12 protein-coding genes are annotated in these 13468 nt (G+C 28.6%); 6 read left to right on the top strand and 6 right to left on the bottom strand.

The window, feature by feature from the left end; all coding sequences use genetic code 11:
- Window positions 1-3: 3 nt before the first annotated feature.
- Both AVBRAN12637_RS01460 and AVBRAN12637_RS01455 read left to right on the top strand, forming a co-directional pair.
- On the top strand, window positions 4-1200 hold the full coding sequence (locus AVBRAN12637_RS01460; RefSeq protein WP_214116891.1) for a NifS family cysteine desulfurase: 1197 nt from the start codon (window positions 4-6) through the stop codon (window positions 1198-1200).
- Complete coding sequence (locus AVBRAN12637_RS01455) at window positions 1200-2168, top strand: iron-sulfur cluster assembly scaffold protein (protein WP_214116889.1); 969 nt, start codon at window positions 1200-1202, stop codon at window positions 2166-2168. The genes AVBRAN12637_RS01460 and AVBRAN12637_RS01455 overlap by 1 nt, the downstream gene beginning before the upstream one ends.
- Before the next feature lie 463 nt (window positions 2169-2631).
- Here AVBRAN12637_RS01455 and AVBRAN12637_RS01450 read toward each other — a convergent pair whose 3' ends face one another.
- Together AVBRAN12637_RS01450 and AVBRAN12637_RS01445 are read right to left on the bottom strand one after the other, a co-directional pair.
- Entirely contained in the window at window positions 2632-3135 is a 504-nt protein-coding gene (locus AVBRAN12637_RS01450; RefSeq protein ID WP_214116887.1) for a magnesium transporter MgtE N-terminal domain-containing protein, read from the bottom strand.
- Window positions 3132-4022 carry a DMT family transporter gene (locus AVBRAN12637_RS01445; RefSeq protein WP_336614621.1) on the bottom strand — a complete coding sequence of 297 codons (891 nt, stop codon included), beginning with the start codon at window positions 4020-4022 and terminating at the stop codon, window positions 3132-3134. Before AVBRAN12637_RS01445 ends, AVBRAN12637_RS01450 begins: the two co-directional genes overlap by 4 nt.
- 215 nt (window positions 4023-4237) lie before the next feature.
- Between AVBRAN12637_RS01445 and AVBRAN12637_RS01440 the strand changes: the two genes are divergently transcribed.
- Genes AVBRAN12637_RS01440 through AVBRAN12637_RS01430 form a run of 3 tightly spaced genes read left to right on the top strand, consistent with a single transcriptional unit; the run spans window position 4238 to window position 7534 of the window.
- On the top strand, window positions 4238-4900 hold the full coding sequence (locus AVBRAN12637_RS01440; protein WP_214116882.1) for a thiol:disulfide interchange protein DsbA/DsbL: 663 nt from the start codon (window positions 4238-4240) through the stop codon (window positions 4898-4900).
- A gap of 11 nt (window positions 4901-4911) precedes the next feature.
- Window positions 4912-5670 carry a protein-disulfide oxidoreductase DsbI gene (dsbI, locus tag AVBRAN12637_RS01435; RefSeq protein ID WP_336608369.1) on the top strand — a complete coding sequence of 253 codons (759 nt, stop codon included), beginning with the start codon at window positions 4912-4914 and terminating at the stop codon, window positions 5668-5670.
- 28 nt (window positions 5671-5698) lie between these two features.
- Window positions 5699-7534 carry an aryl-sulfate sulfotransferase gene (locus AVBRAN12637_RS01430; protein WP_214116876.1) on the top strand — a complete coding sequence of 612 codons (1836 nt, stop codon included), beginning with the start codon at window positions 5699-5701 and terminating at the stop codon, window positions 7532-7534.
- A 23-nt stretch (window positions 7535-7557) separates the two neighbouring features.
- Here the strand turns inward: AVBRAN12637_RS01430 and AVBRAN12637_RS01425 are convergent, their stop codons facing one another.
- The gene (locus tag AVBRAN12637_RS01425; protein ID WP_336615200.1) at window positions 7558-8283 is read right to left on the bottom strand and encodes a tetratricopeptide repeat protein; all 726 of its coding nucleotides are present in this window, start codon (window positions 8281-8283) and stop codon (window positions 7558-7560) included.
- 209 nt (window positions 8284-8492) lie between these two features.
- Here AVBRAN12637_RS01425 and AVBRAN12637_RS01420 point away from each other — a divergent pair, with 209 nt between their 5' ends.
- Complete coding sequence (locus AVBRAN12637_RS01420; protein ID WP_214149894.1) at window positions 8493-9695, top strand: sugar MFS transporter; 1203 nt, start codon at window positions 8493-8495, stop codon at window positions 9693-9695.
- 26 nt (window positions 9696-9721) lie between these two features.
- Here AVBRAN12637_RS01420 and nhaA read toward each other — a convergent pair whose 3' ends face one another.
- The 3 genes from nhaA to AVBRAN12637_RS01405 all read right to left on the bottom strand — a co-directional run bounded on the left by nhaA (window position 9722) and on the right by AVBRAN12637_RS01405 (window position 13412).
- Entirely contained in the window at window positions 9722-10849 is a 1128-nt protein-coding gene (nhaA, locus tag AVBRAN12637_RS01415) for a Na+/H+ antiporter NhaA (protein ID WP_214116864.1), read from the bottom strand.
- A 215-nt stretch (window positions 10850-11064) separates the two neighbouring features.
- The gene (locus tag AVBRAN12637_RS01410; protein WP_239803052.1) at window positions 11065-12777 is read right to left on the bottom strand and encodes a mechanosensitive ion channel family protein; all 1713 of its coding nucleotides are present in this window, start codon (window positions 12775-12777) and stop codon (window positions 11065-11067) included.
- Complete coding sequence (locus tag AVBRAN12637_RS01405) at window positions 12774-13412, bottom strand: carbonic anhydrase (protein WP_214116860.1); 639 nt, start codon at window positions 13410-13412, stop codon at window positions 12774-12776. The genes AVBRAN12637_RS01410 and AVBRAN12637_RS01405 overlap by 4 nt, the downstream gene beginning before the upstream one ends.
- Between the last annotated feature and the right edge of the window lie 56 nt (window positions 13413-13468).

The raw sequence follows: 13468 nt of genomic DNA, 5'->3' as shown, positions 1-13468 counted from the left end.
GTTATGAAAGAAATTTATTTAGACAATAACGCTACTACTATGATAGACCCAAGCGTTTTTGAATTAATGAAGCCGTATTTAGAAAATATATATGGTAATCCAAATTCACTTCATCGCTATGGTCAAGCTACTCATAAAGCATTAAATGATGCTTTAAATAAACTATATAGCGGATTAGGAGCGAGTGATTTAGATGATGTGATTATTACATCTTGTGCTACTGAAAGCATAAACTGGGTTTTAAAAGGAATTTATTTTGATGAGATTTTAAATAAAGATAAAAACGAAATCATTATAAGTGGAGTTGAACACCCAGCAGTTGGTGCAGCCTGTGCTTTTTTAGAAGCTAGATTAGGTGTTAAGGTTAAAACTTTACCTGTAAATAGCGAAGGCACTTGCAATGTTGATGATTTAAAAGCAATGATAAGCGATAAAACAGCACTTGTGAATGTTATGTGGGCGAATAATGAAACAGGAATGATTTTCCCTATTAAAGAATTAGCTCAAGTTGCACACGAGCACGGAGCTTTATTTCACACTGACGCAACCCAAGCAGTTGGTAAAATAAAAGTTGATTTTAGAAGTGCAGGAGTTGATTTTGCGTCATTTTCAGCACACAAATTCCACGGGCCAAAAGGCGTTGGTGGTCTTTATATAAAACAAGGTTTAAAACTTACTTCATTACTTCACGGCGGAGAGCATATGGGTGGTCGTAGAAGTGGGACATTAAATGTAGCTGGAATAGTTGGAATGGCAGAAGCGTTAAGACTTGCTAATTTAATGCTTGACTACGAAAACTCTCATATAAGAAGATTAAGAGATAAATTAGAAGATGAGATTTTAACAATTCCTGATGTTAGTGTAGTAGGAAGTAGGGCAAATAGAGTTCCTAATACTATTTTAGCAAGTATTAAGGGTGTTGAAGGTGAAGCGATGCTATGGGATTTAAATAAGGCTGGAATTGCAGCAAGTACAGGAAGTGCTTGTGCTTCTGAAACTCTTGAGAGTAATCCTATTATGGAAGCAATAGGAGCTGAAGCTGATTTAGCTCATACGGCTTTAAGATTAAGCCTTAGTCGTTTTAATACAGAAAGTGAAATTGATTACGCAGCAGAACAAATTAAAGCAGCAGCTAAGCGTTTAAGAGCAATTTCTAGCACTTACGCTTATTCTCCAAGCTGGCTTAAAAAGGATAAATAATGGCAAAAAATAATTTAATAAGTGGTTCAATTTGGGATGAATATTCACAAAAAGTTCAAGATTTAATGAATAATCCAATTCATATGGGTGAGCTTACAGAAGAAGACGCAAAAGCTACTAATACAAGATTAATAGTTGCAGATTTTGGAGCTGAAAGTTGTGGCGATGCTGTTAGGCTTTATTGGTTAGTAGATGAAGCTACTAATATTATTAAGGACGCAAAATTTAAAAGCTTTGGCTGTGGGACTGCAATTGCTAGTAGTGATACAATGGCGGGACTTTGCATAGGTAAAAGTGTTGATGAAGCTGTAAAAATTACAAATATAGATGTGGAATTTGCAATGCGTGATAATCCTGATACTCCTGCAGTTCCACCTCAAAAAATGCACTGCAGTGTAATGGCTTATGATGTTATAAAAGCTGCGGCAGCTCAATATAAAGGTATTAACCCTGAAGATTTTGAAGATGAGATTATAGTTTGTGAATGTGCTAGAGTAAGCCTAAAAACTATTAAAGAAGTAATAAAATTAAATGATTTAAAATCAGTTGAGCAAATTACTCAATATACTAAAGCAGGTGGCTTTTGCAAATCTTGTGTAAGACCTGGTGGCCATGAAAAAAGAGAGTATTATTTGGTTGATATATTGGCTGAAACTAGAGCTGAAATGGATAAAGAACGCTTGAAAAAAGCTAATTTAAGTGATAATTTTGATGATTTAACCGTTGTAAAACAAATTAAAGCAGTTGAAGAATTATTAGATACTGAAATTCGCCCAATGCTACATATGGATGGTGGAGATTTAGAAGTAATTGATATTCAAAAAAGTAGCGATGGAATGTGTGATTTATATATTAGATATCTAGGCGCATGTAGTGGCTGTTCTAGTGGAAGCACTGGGACATTATATGCTATTGAAAATATTCTTCAAGAAAATCTTAGTCCAAACATTAGAGTAATTCCAGTGTGATTACAAAATAGGAAATATTTTTATTTCCTATTTTAATTTTTCTTATTACATATCATTCATAATATTGCTAAAGAATTTAAAATCAAATATTTTAAGAAGTAGATATATTGCATATAAGTAGCAATTTTTTAAAAATTTACTTGATTATAAAATAGATTAAAGCTTTATGTATGGGACTTTAAATAATTTTTAAAAGTATAAAAACTAATATATAAATAACACATATAATTTTTACAAAACTTCATAAAACGCACGAAATTAAATTAGCGTTGAAAGTAATTTAAGGTTTTAACTAAATAAACTTAAAAAACTATTTTATAAAAACTTTTTATAACTCTAATACAACGAAGTTTTAAATTAATTTTTAAAAATAATCCTAATTAAAACCTATAGGCTAAATCTAATATCATATTTAATTATTAAACAAAAAATATTAGATAAACCAAATTTATAAGAAAATAAATTAATTTTGTAATTTATTTTCACTTAATAATCTTGTTAATTCTCCTGCTTTTGCTGGAGTCATTTTTGCTAGTATTGATGATATTTTTTTAGCTTCAAGACTTAAAAATATTTTTATAACTTCTTTTTCATCCATTGTTTCTAAAATAGCTGCTGCCGCTGCATCTTTCATCTTAGCATAGGCATTTGATACTTTATTTATTTTATTTTCTGTAATTTCATTTTTTAATTGTCTAATTTCGGCTAAAATTTTTGCATTATTGTTTCTAATTTCATCTAATTTATCTTGTTCTTTTTTTATCTCTTCTAACATTGCTAAGTTTTTTTCTTCTTTTTCTTTTTGAATAGCTAAAAAGGCAGCTTTATAGCTTTCTAATGCTTGTTTTGCTTCGTCTAATTCTTCTATCTTTCTATCCATTTGTATTTGTTGGCTAGCAAAATAAGCGCTACAATCTTGTGCGTAAGTAAAAGAGATTAAACTCATAAGAATTAATAATTTTTTCAAGATTTTTCCTTTTTTAACATTGTTATTAAAATACCAATCATAATTAAAGCAAATCCAATTATTTGAACGATTAATAAGCTTGTCCCTAACCATAAATATCCAATAATTGCAGCAGCTAATGGCTCGTTTGATGATATTAGACTAGCTTTACTTGCTCCTATTTCTTGTAAACCAACCATAAAAAAACCAAAAGCCATAGTAGTTCCAACTACAATTACTCCTAACATAGCAAGTATTAATTCTAAATCAATTTGCACTTCAAATTCCCAAATCTTTTGATATAGACAAAAAGCAATTCCTGCAATAAGCATAGCAAAACCTAAATTAGGCAAAGGAGAATAAATCATATTAATTTTTCTAGGAATAATTGCATAACAAACTGCTCCAATTGATGATAAAAAGCATATAATTAAAGCCTTAGTAGAGATTACAAATTTATTAAAATCACCATTAGTTGATAGCAAAAAAGCTCCACATAATACACAAATTAAAGCTAGAATTTCATATATGTTAGGAAATCTTTTTTGTTCAAAACATACGATTAGCACTATAAAAACAGGGGCTGTATATTGAATTACGGTAGCAATTGCAGCATTGCTTAATTCAATTCCGTAAAAGTATGTATATTGACACATAAAAATGCCGAAAAATGAAAATATTAATAATGTAAATAGGTGTTTTGTGTTTTTAAAAATTAAAAAATTAATTTTGATTTTTCTTATTAAACAAAATAAAAGCATTAATATTCCAGCAAATAATAATCTTAATGGCACTAAAAAATCAGCATTTAAGCCTTTTTTTAAGAATATAAATTCTCCACAAACACCACTAAATCCCCAGCAAATTCCACCTAAAAAAACTAAAATTACCCCATAATTTTTACTCATATTAATCCTTTAGGCAATTATAGTTTAAATGCTATTTTATTTGCTTAATTTTTTAGATTAGTTAATTTATTTTATTAAATACTTAAAGTGATTATAAATTAAATAAATAGTATGGATTTTATAATAATAATTATTAGAATTTAAAATAATTTTTCAGTTTATTTTAAAATTAAATAATTAAAATAAAAATATAATTTTAATTTAAGGAGATTAAGATGAAAGTCTTAAAAAAAGTTTCAAGTTCATTGGTTTTAGCTACTATGCTAATGGGGGGGGGTAATTTATTTGCTTTAAGCGAAGGTAATGAATACATTACATTAAGCACTCCTATCCCAAATGCTCAAAATTCAGTTTATGAAGTATGGTCTTATAGATGTACACATTGCTATTCACATCATAAAGCAAAAACTATGGAAAAAATCCAAGCTGCATTCCCTGATGTAAAAGTTGGATATTTATTAGTAAAAACTATGGGAGATTATGGCAAGCAAGCTGCTGAAGTTTTAGCTTATGCACAAAATGAAGATGAAAAAGCAGGAAGAAAAGTTGCTGACGCACATAGCTTACACCATAAAGTAAGTGATGCTTATTTTTCAGCTTATTTTAAGAAAAATCAAAGATGGGGAAATGGTGCTGAGCCAGATAAATTTTATGAAACAGGTCTAAAAGCTTTAGGAATTGATAAAGCAAAATTAGATGAGTTTTTAGCTACTCCTAAGGCTCAAGAAATCATTGCTTCTTATGAAATCGCTGACCCTATTTCAAAGAATTTCGGAACTCCAGGTTTTGTAGTTAATGGAAAATATGAAGTAAATATTTCAAAAATTGGCTCGCCTGAAGCTTTAGTTGAGGTTATTAAAGAATTACTTAGTATGTAAGGAGTTTTGCTATGAAGCTTCTTAATAAATTAACAAGCCTACAAGAAGGTAGGCTTTTATGGATATTAATGGTTATTGTTACATTAGGTCTTACTTGTGTAGCACATTATTTCTTTCAAGATTATTTATATATGCAGCCTTGCGAACAATGCGTATATATTAGATATGCAATGATAGTAATGGCAATAGGTGGCATAATAGCAGCTATTTATCCACATCAACTAACTAGAATTATTGGATATACTTTAGGTTTTTATGGTTGTTTAATAGGTTTTGGATTTTGTATAACTTTAAATGAAATTCACGAAGCAGTGCATAATGCAAATGCTTTTGGTGGAGTGCAAGGTTGTAGAGAAATTCCAATATATCCTTTTGCATTGCCTTTACACGAATTAGCACCAGGCTGGTTTTTACCTACTGGAGAATGTGGTCTTGATAATCCTATCGTGCCTGAAGATGCTTATGCTACTTTAAGTTCTTTTCAACAATTTTTTGTAGGAACTGAAGCGGGTGATTTTGAAGATGGATTTTATTCACAAGGTTGGTATTTAATACCTAGTTTGCATTTTATGAATATGGCAATTGCATGTTTATTATGCTTTGTATGTTGTTTTGTTGCACTTTTAGCAATGTTTATAGGCTTTATATCAAAACCTTGCAAATGCGCAAAAATTGGTGCTATTATTGTAATAGCTGTTACTTTGATTTTATTTTTTAGTGGAAATGCTATTAAAGCAGCAAAAATTGCTTCAATGGCAGCTGGAATTTGAATATATTAATTTTTTAAAGGAGATTAAAATGAAAAAGGTATTGAGTTTATTTGCAGCAGCTGCAATTCTTTCAACAAGTGCTTATGCTATAGGTGGTGCTAGTGGTGCTAAGACTGATTATCACAAACAAGGCAAAATCGGTGAATTAGTAATGAACCCTTATAAAATCGCTCCCCTTACTGCAGTTATTAAAAATGGTGGTTATAAATTAAGCGATGTTAGCGTTGAAATTGTTCCTAAGGAAAACGGAGTTCCTTTAAAATATAATGTTGCTAATAAATTTTTATTAACTCACGGGGGAATTCCAGTTTTTGGACTATATCCTAATTATTACAATACGGTTAAGGTTAGCTATACAAAAGAAGCAAATGGCAAAAAAGAAAGAGTAGAAAACGAAGTTTATGAAATGTATGCTAGTGCTATTTATGTAGAAGCTAGTGGAATTAAATTCCAAAAAGCTGCATTATTTAGTGAAGCTAAAGTAAATAAAATTGACCCAGAATTTAAAGATAGACTTTATTTTGTAAATAATATTGAAGAAAAAAGTGGAGCAGGAACTAAAGTAGTATGGAATAACCCAACAGGCGGGGCATTAGAATGGAATTACTATCCGCAAAACTTTATCATTGATACAACAGGAGAAGTTAGATGGTATATGTTAGCTACTCCAATTTATGACCTTGATAGCTCAACTATGGCTGGTGTTATGATGGGCTTTAAACAAGATACTGATGGTGCTTTAGTTTGGGGATATGGTCAAAGATATGCAAAATATGACATAATGGGAAGAGAGATTTTCAATCGTCGCTTACCTGCAAACTATATTGATTATTCACACCAACTTGATGTTGCAGCTAATGGAAATTATTTTTTAAGAGTTGCTAGTGCAAATACACTTCGCCCTGATGGTAAAAATGTAAGAACGGTAAGAGATGTTATCGTAGAAATTGATAGAGATGGTAATGTGGTTGATGATTGGAGATTATACGAAATACTTGACCCATATAGAGATATAGCATTAAAAGTTCTTGACCAAGGTGCAGTATGTTTAAATATTGATGCAAATAAAGCAGGTCAAACTTTAAGTGCTGAAGAATTAGCAAAACTTGATAGTAGTGATAAGTTTGGAGATATTGTTGGAACTGGAGCAGGTCGCAACTGGGCTCATGTAAATAGCGTTAGTTATGACCCAAGTGATGATAGTATTATCATTTCATCTCGCCATCAAAATGCAGTTGTAAAAATTGGTCGTGATAAAAAAATCAAGTGGATTTTAGGTGCTCACAAAGGTTGGAAAGATGAGTTTAAAAAATACTTATTACAACCTGTAGATAATAAAGGTAAAAAAATTGAGTGTGATGATGAATATAGTAAATGCCCAGGATATGAAAATCCTGAAGGTGGATTTGACTTTACTTGGACTCAACACACAGCTTATAGAATTCATGAATTAAGTAAAAAAGGTGTTACTTATATAACCGTATTTGATAACGGAGATAGTCGTGGTATGGAACAACCTGCGTTTCCAACTGATAAATACTCTCGTGCAGTTGTTTATAAAATAGATGAGAAAAAAATGAGCGTTGAACAAGTTTGGGAATACGGCAAACAAAGAGGTCATGAATGGTATAGCCCTGTAACTTCTTTAGCTCAATATAATGCAGATAAGAACTCAATTTTTGCATATTCAGCTACTGCTGGAGCTAATTTTGATTTAGCAAATGGAGCATTCACTTCAGCGCCAAATCCATACATTATGGAATTTAAATATGGCTCAACCACTCCTAGCGTTGAAATCCAATTAAAAGATACAACAGGCTATCAAGCGTGGCCGTTTGATTTAGGCAAAGCACTTAGTAAATAAGTAAAAAAGAACTAGAATTATTTCTAGTTCTTTAAATTCTTAATAAAATATATAATAATACTTAAGGCTTTTTTGCAATCTTCTTGCTCTCCTAAGCCGCAAGATTTTTTAAAATATTTAAACGCTTTAAATAAATTATTATGTTTTACATACAAAATAGCTATATTTTTACAAGAAATCGCATTATCCATATTACAAGCTTTTAAATGATTTTCAAAACCTAATTTTTCGTTTTTCATCTTATCATTATATAAATATAATTGCCCTAAATTAAAGCAAGAATTTTGGTCATTTAACTTGCAATAATGTTCAAATATTTTAGCGGTTCTATCTAAGTTAGTATTTGTATTTATATATACGAAGGCTAATTGCATACAGGCATCTTTTATATTTGCTTTACAACCTTTAAATAAATATGGTTCTGCTTTAATATCATCTTTTAAAGTATTAGAATAAAATATACCTAAATTCCCACAAGAAATTCCATCATTATTATTATACTCACAAGATAATTTATAATAATATTCAGCCTTTTGTAAGCTATCTGGATTGTTTTCTTCATTATAAATAGTTGCTAAATTATTACAAGCTTTATATGATTTTTCATTACAAGAGATTATGTATAGTTCTTTTGCTTTTTCTAAATCACATTCAACGCCTAAACATTTGTGATATTTTAAAGCTTCTTTATAATAATCTTGCGAAAAAGCAATCACGCTAATTAATGCGATTAATAATATTTTTTTCATTTTTTCTCCTTTTATGTTTTGAGTTATTATTGATTTAAATAATTAAAATAGCAAATATATTATTTTAAAATCACTTTTTTGTATTTAATTGCTTTTGTAATTAAAAATGTGTATAAACTACACACTTTTTGAATTTTTTTACAAAAAGTTATTAAAAATGTTAAAAATTATTTTAAAATGAGCTTTTTAAAATTAATCAAAGGATTATTATGAGAACGCAAAACAACTCATTTTCGCTTGTTATTTTAACAGCGTTATTTTTTATGATGGGCTTTTTAACCGTTTTAAACGATATTTTAATCCCACATCTTAAAGAACTTTTTGAATTAACTTATTTTCAATCATCTTTAGTTCAATTTTGCTTTTTTGGAGCGTATTTTATAACTTCTGCATTTTTTGGTAAGCTAATTCAAAAAATTGGCTATCAAAATGGTGTTGTAGGTGGATTTTTATTAGCCGCATTAGGTGCTATTTTATTCTATCCTGCAGCAGGAACTCATAGTTATGCTATATTTTTAGGTGCTTTATTTGTTTTAGCTAGTGGGGTAGTGTTACTTCAAGTTACAGGAAATCCTTTCGTTACTTTATTATCACCTAGTGGTAAAGAAGCAAGAAATTTAGCTTTAGTTCAAGCATTTAATTCACTTGGAACAACCGTTGGACCATTTTTTGGTAGCTTATTTATCTTAAGTTCAACTACAAATTTAAGCTTAGAAGAAAAAATAAGCTCGGTTCAATTACCTTATTTAGGAATTGCAGTTGCACTAATTGTTTTAGGAATTTTTGTGAAGTTTTTCATAAAATTACCTGATGTAAGAATTACAGCAGAAGAAATTAGCGAAAACGCACACGATACAAGAACAAGTGCTTGGCAATATAAACACTTGGTTTTAGGTGCTATTGGGATTTTTTGCTATGTTGGTGCTGAAGTTGCTATCGGCTCATTTTTAATTCTTTATTTAATGCCTATTTTAAATATCACTCAAGTAGAAGGTGCTAGTATGATAGCTTATTATTGGGGTGGAGCTATGGTAGGTCGCTTTATTGGAAGTTATATAATGAATTATATTAAACCTGCTTATTGTTTAGCATTCAATGCGGTTATTGCTATGACGCTTTTATTGTGTGCTATTTTAATTGGTGGAGAATTGGGTGCTTATGCAGTTTTAGGTGTTGGATTTTTTAACTCTATTATGTTTCCAACTATTTTTTCACTTGCTACAAATGGACTTGGTCGCTGCACTTCTCAAGCTTCAGGAATTATTTGTATAGCAATCGTTGGTGGAGCTATTATCCCTCCTATTCAAGGAATACTTGCTGATATTGTTAATTTACATATATCTTTCATTATTCCTGCGATTTGCTATTTATATATTTTATTCTTTGCAGTTAAAGGCTATAAATGCAAATAAGAATTTGAATTCAGATTTTTCTGAATTCAAATCTTAAATCTTAACCATAAAAATCCAAGCACAGCAGAACAACAACTAGCACTTAAAACTGCTAATTTTGCACTATTAAAAATTGCTTCATTTCCTTCAAAAACTAATGTATTTATAAAAAAGCTCATTGTAAAGCCAATTCCTGTTAATATACTAGCTCCGTATAAAATCTTTTTGCTAGATGGTAAGGTTGCACCTAGTTTATTAGCAAGTAAGCAAAAACTAAATACTCCTAATTGCTTTCCAATAAATAAACCAAAAAATATTCCAAAAAATACACTATTTAAATTGTCTAAATTAAACTCAAGCAATACCCCAGCATTAAATAAAGCAAATATAGGCAATATTGCATAATTTACATAAGGGGTTAAATCGTGCATAATTTGCTCTAAAAATTCTTTATTGTCTTTAGTATGTAAAGGGATAAAAAATGCACAAAGCATTCCAGCTAAAGTAGTATGAACCCCACTTTCTAAAACACAAACCCAAATAAAAGCACCTACTATTAAATAAAACATTTTGTAAGTGCAATGGAAAATATTTAATATAAATAATAACCCAACACCAATAGAGCCTAAAACAAGAGAAATATATAAAAGGTCATTTGTATAAAATATCGCAATTATAATAATTGCAGCAATATCATCAAATATTGCAAGGCTTAATAAAAATACTCTTACACTATTTGGAACATAGTTTTTTAGCATTAATAAAATAGCAATAGCAAATGCTGTATCAGTTCCTGTTGGAATTGCAAATCCACTTAATCTATAAGTATCAAAAAAATTAAATATAGAATATATTAAAGCAGGAACCATAATTCCACCTAAAGCACCAGCAAGTGGTAATAATCTTTTGCTATTTGTATTTAGTTCTCCGCATAGAATTTCTTTTTTTACTTCAAGTCCAATCCAAAAGAAAAATATAGCAACCAATCCATCATTTACCCATAAAAACAATGGTTTGCTTAAAGAATAATCTAAAAAGCTAATAGATGCTCTAGCTTCTAAACAAGCATTGTAAAATTCACTAAATGAAGAATTTTTTAAAAATATTGCTAAAAATGTCATAAATAATAATAAAAATGCAGGTAAAAGTTCGTTGTTTTTGATTTTTGATAACATTTCTCTCCTTTTAAATAAATTAAATAAAACATTCTTTAGTAAAAAATGCTTGATTTAAAGAATTGTAAAGGTTTTAAAAGCGATATTTACTCTGATAATAATTAAAAAAAATAAATAAAAGTTTATAAAAAATAATAATTTTTATTATTTAATAATTTAAAAATAAAATTAAAATTCCTATTTTAAATTCTTGAATTTAAAATAGGATATTTGAATTATTTTGTTGTATCTGGAAGTTTTTCAATATAAAGGCTAGTTGAAGGGAAAGCAAAACTTAGACCATTTTTCTCAACTATTTTCATAATTTCCATTAATATTTTGCTTTTTTCATCATAATATTGTTTAGCACTAACGCTTTTTATATAAAAGTATAGCTCTACATTGATACTACTTGCAGCAAAATCATCTAGCCAAACATAAATTGATGATTTAAAGCCTTCTAAATCATTGACAGAAATTAAATTTTGTTTGTAATAATTTTTGTTTTTGTGTTGAAATACATCATCGTTTTCGTTAGCAATTATATTATTGCTTGTCAGCAATTCTTTTATATCGTTTATAAAATTTTGTATTTGCTCTGTGCTTGCGTCGTATGTCAAGCCAACGCTCATTCTTACTCTTCTACCATATTTTCTTTTTGAATAATTTTTTATGTTTCCATTTAATATCGTAGAATTTGGGATAAATACTAAGCAGTTATCAAAAGTTCTTATGGTTGTTTTTCTAAGACCTGTTTCAACTATTGTTCCTTCTATTCCGTTAATTTCTACCCAATCACTTTGAGAAAATGAATTATCAAATAACATTAAAACAGAAGCAAAAAAGTTAGCGATAATATCTTTTGCAGCAAGTGCAACTGCTAAACCACCAATACCTAATGAAGCAATAATTGCTGAAATATCAAAACCTAATTTAGCAAGTATGATTAATATAGAGATGAATACTATTATAAAATATAGTATTTTTAGCATAAGATTTATTATTTCTTTTTTACCGCTTCTTTTAGCAATTTTTGAAATAATTATTACTCCGTATCCATCTAAAATAGTTATTAATAACCAAGTAAATGCCATAGTATTAATAATGCCAAATAGCGTTAGTATAAGTGTCATAATTGGAGCAGGATAGAATGCTATTAGAAAACATAACCATAAACCATATATATAAAATAAAGCAATTAATGGTTTTGTTGATTTTTGTAATAATTGCAATGAATGATCATCATGGTTTTTCTTAAATACTCTTAAAATTATTGCAAAAATTATTTTAAGAACTAATTTTTTTAATAAAAATATAAATAGCATTATAAGAGTGCATATTATCACTTTGCCAGGGTTTATATATTTATTTACTTCTTCTGGAAAATATGAATTAAATTTACTTAAAAATTTATTAGTATCTAGTTGCTTAAAAATATCATTAGTGGTAAATATATCTGTATTTAGTCTAAGATATGTTAAAAGTTCTGTATAAGAATTAATTTTAATTTTTACCTCTTGGTTATCACTTGTATAATTACTAATCGTTTTTATGCGTTCATCTATTAGATTTTTTAAATCTGTTTTATGCTCTTCTTTAGAATTTAGATAAGAAATAATTTCTAATAAACATTCATAAAAATTTTGTTCTACTGCTTGTAAAATTTTATCATTATTAGTTTTTTTAATATCTTTTAATATGTTTTTGTCTAAATTCTCTGGTGTAATTAGGGTTGGAAATACTGCTAGTATTTGATTTTTTTCATTTTTTAATTCTTTGATTTCAGAATTTATTTTGAGTTTATTTTGGCTGTTTTCGTCTTTTTCATCAGCTAAAAATTTATTTAATTCTTCTATTTTTATGTTTTTAGTAGAAAAATTATCAATATTATTTAATAGCTCATTAGAATATAAAAAAACCCCAAATAATAGTATAAATAAAATTCTCATTTAATATCCTTTAATGGCTTAAAGTGTCCGTCATTAGGGCAGTATTCATAGATTTCTCCTGTTTCTATTAAAAAATACCAAGCTCTAATTTTTAATTTATTCTCATCAATTCTTTTTTGAACTTCAGGATAGCCTAATAAATTTTCATAGCTATTTAAAATATTTGCTTTTTCTATCATCCAAGACCTTAATGCGTATTGACCTTCGTAGTGGTTTAGTTCTAATGTAAAATCAACTTGTTGTTTAATATCATCAATTAAAGAAACCCATTTTTTTACGTTAGGTAAAAGTTCTGCTTTTTTACTAGGAATATCTTTACATCCACCGCAGTTGCTATGCCCACATATTATTACATTTTCAACATTTAACGCATATAAAGCATATTCAATAGCTGAAGTTGTTGCTAAATATTCATCTTTTACACGATATGGTGGGATAATATTTGCTATATTTCTTACAACAAATAATTCTCCTGGAACTGTTGAAGTTATTAGATTAGGAATTACTCTTGAATCAGCACAACCTATAAATAATGTATGTGGATTTTGCTCTTCTTTTAAGTCTTTAAATAAGTCTTTATGTTCTAAAAACCCTTCTTGCATAAATTGCAATGCGCCTTTTATTAATTTATCCATTTTTTATCCTTGTTAAAAAGCGAAATTATATAAAAAAATTTCAATGAGATATTAAC

The sequence above is a fragment of the Campylobacter sp. RM12637 genome (genome assembly GCF_020137645.1).
In the GTDB taxonomy this organism is placed as follows: domain Bacteria; phylum Campylobacterota; class Campylobacteria; order Campylobacterales; family Campylobacteraceae; genus Campylobacter_E.
The sequence above is the reverse complement of the archived record's forward strand: the minus strand, read 5'-3'. Positions and strand labels throughout refer to the sequence as shown.

What these genes read in the sequence shown, in the direction of transcription:
- AVBRAN12637_RS01460 (WP_214116891.1), top strand. Translation starts at nt 4, where the DNA reads ATGAAAGAAATTTATTTAGACAATAACGCTACTACTATGATAGACCCA.
- AVBRAN12637_RS01455 (WP_214116889.1), top strand. Translation starts at nt 1,200, where the DNA reads ATGGCAAAAAATAATTTAATAAGTGGTTCAATTTGGGATGAATATTCA.
- AVBRAN12637_RS01445 (WP_336614621.1), bottom strand. Translation starts at nt 4,022, where the DNA reads ATGAGTAAAAATTATGGGGTAATTTTAGTTTTTTTAGGTGGAATTTGC.
- AVBRAN12637_RS01440 (WP_214116882.1), top strand. Translation starts at nt 4,238, where the DNA reads ATGAAAGTCTTAAAAAAAGTTTCAAGTTCATTGGTTTTAGCTACTATG.
- dsbI (WP_336608369.1), top strand. Translation starts at nt 4,912, where the DNA reads ATGAAGCTTCTTAATAAATTAACAAGCCTACAAGAAGGTAGGCTTTTA.
- AVBRAN12637_RS01430 (WP_214116876.1), top strand. Translation starts at nt 5,699, where the DNA reads ATGAAAAAGGTATTGAGTTTATTTGCAGCAGCTGCAATTCTTTCAACA.
- AVBRAN12637_RS01425 (WP_336615200.1), bottom strand. Translation starts at nt 8,283, where the DNA reads ATGAAAAAAATATTATTAATCGCATTAATTAGCGTGATTGCTTTTTCG.
- AVBRAN12637_RS01420 (WP_214149894.1), top strand. Translation starts at nt 8,493, where the DNA reads ATGAGAACGCAAAACAACTCATTTTCGCTTGTTATTTTAACAGCGTTA.
- nhaA (WP_214116864.1), bottom strand. Translation starts at nt 10,849, where the DNA reads ATGTTATCAAAAATCAAAAACAACGAACTTTTACCTGCATTTTTATTA.
- AVBRAN12637_RS01410 (WP_239803052.1), bottom strand. Translation starts at nt 12,777, where the DNA reads ATGAGAATTTTATTTATACTATTATTTGGGGTTTTTTTATATTCTAAT.
- AVBRAN12637_RS01405 (WP_214116860.1), bottom strand. Translation starts at nt 13,412, where the DNA reads ATGGATAAATTAATAAAAGGCGCATTGCAATTTATGCAAGAAGGGTTT.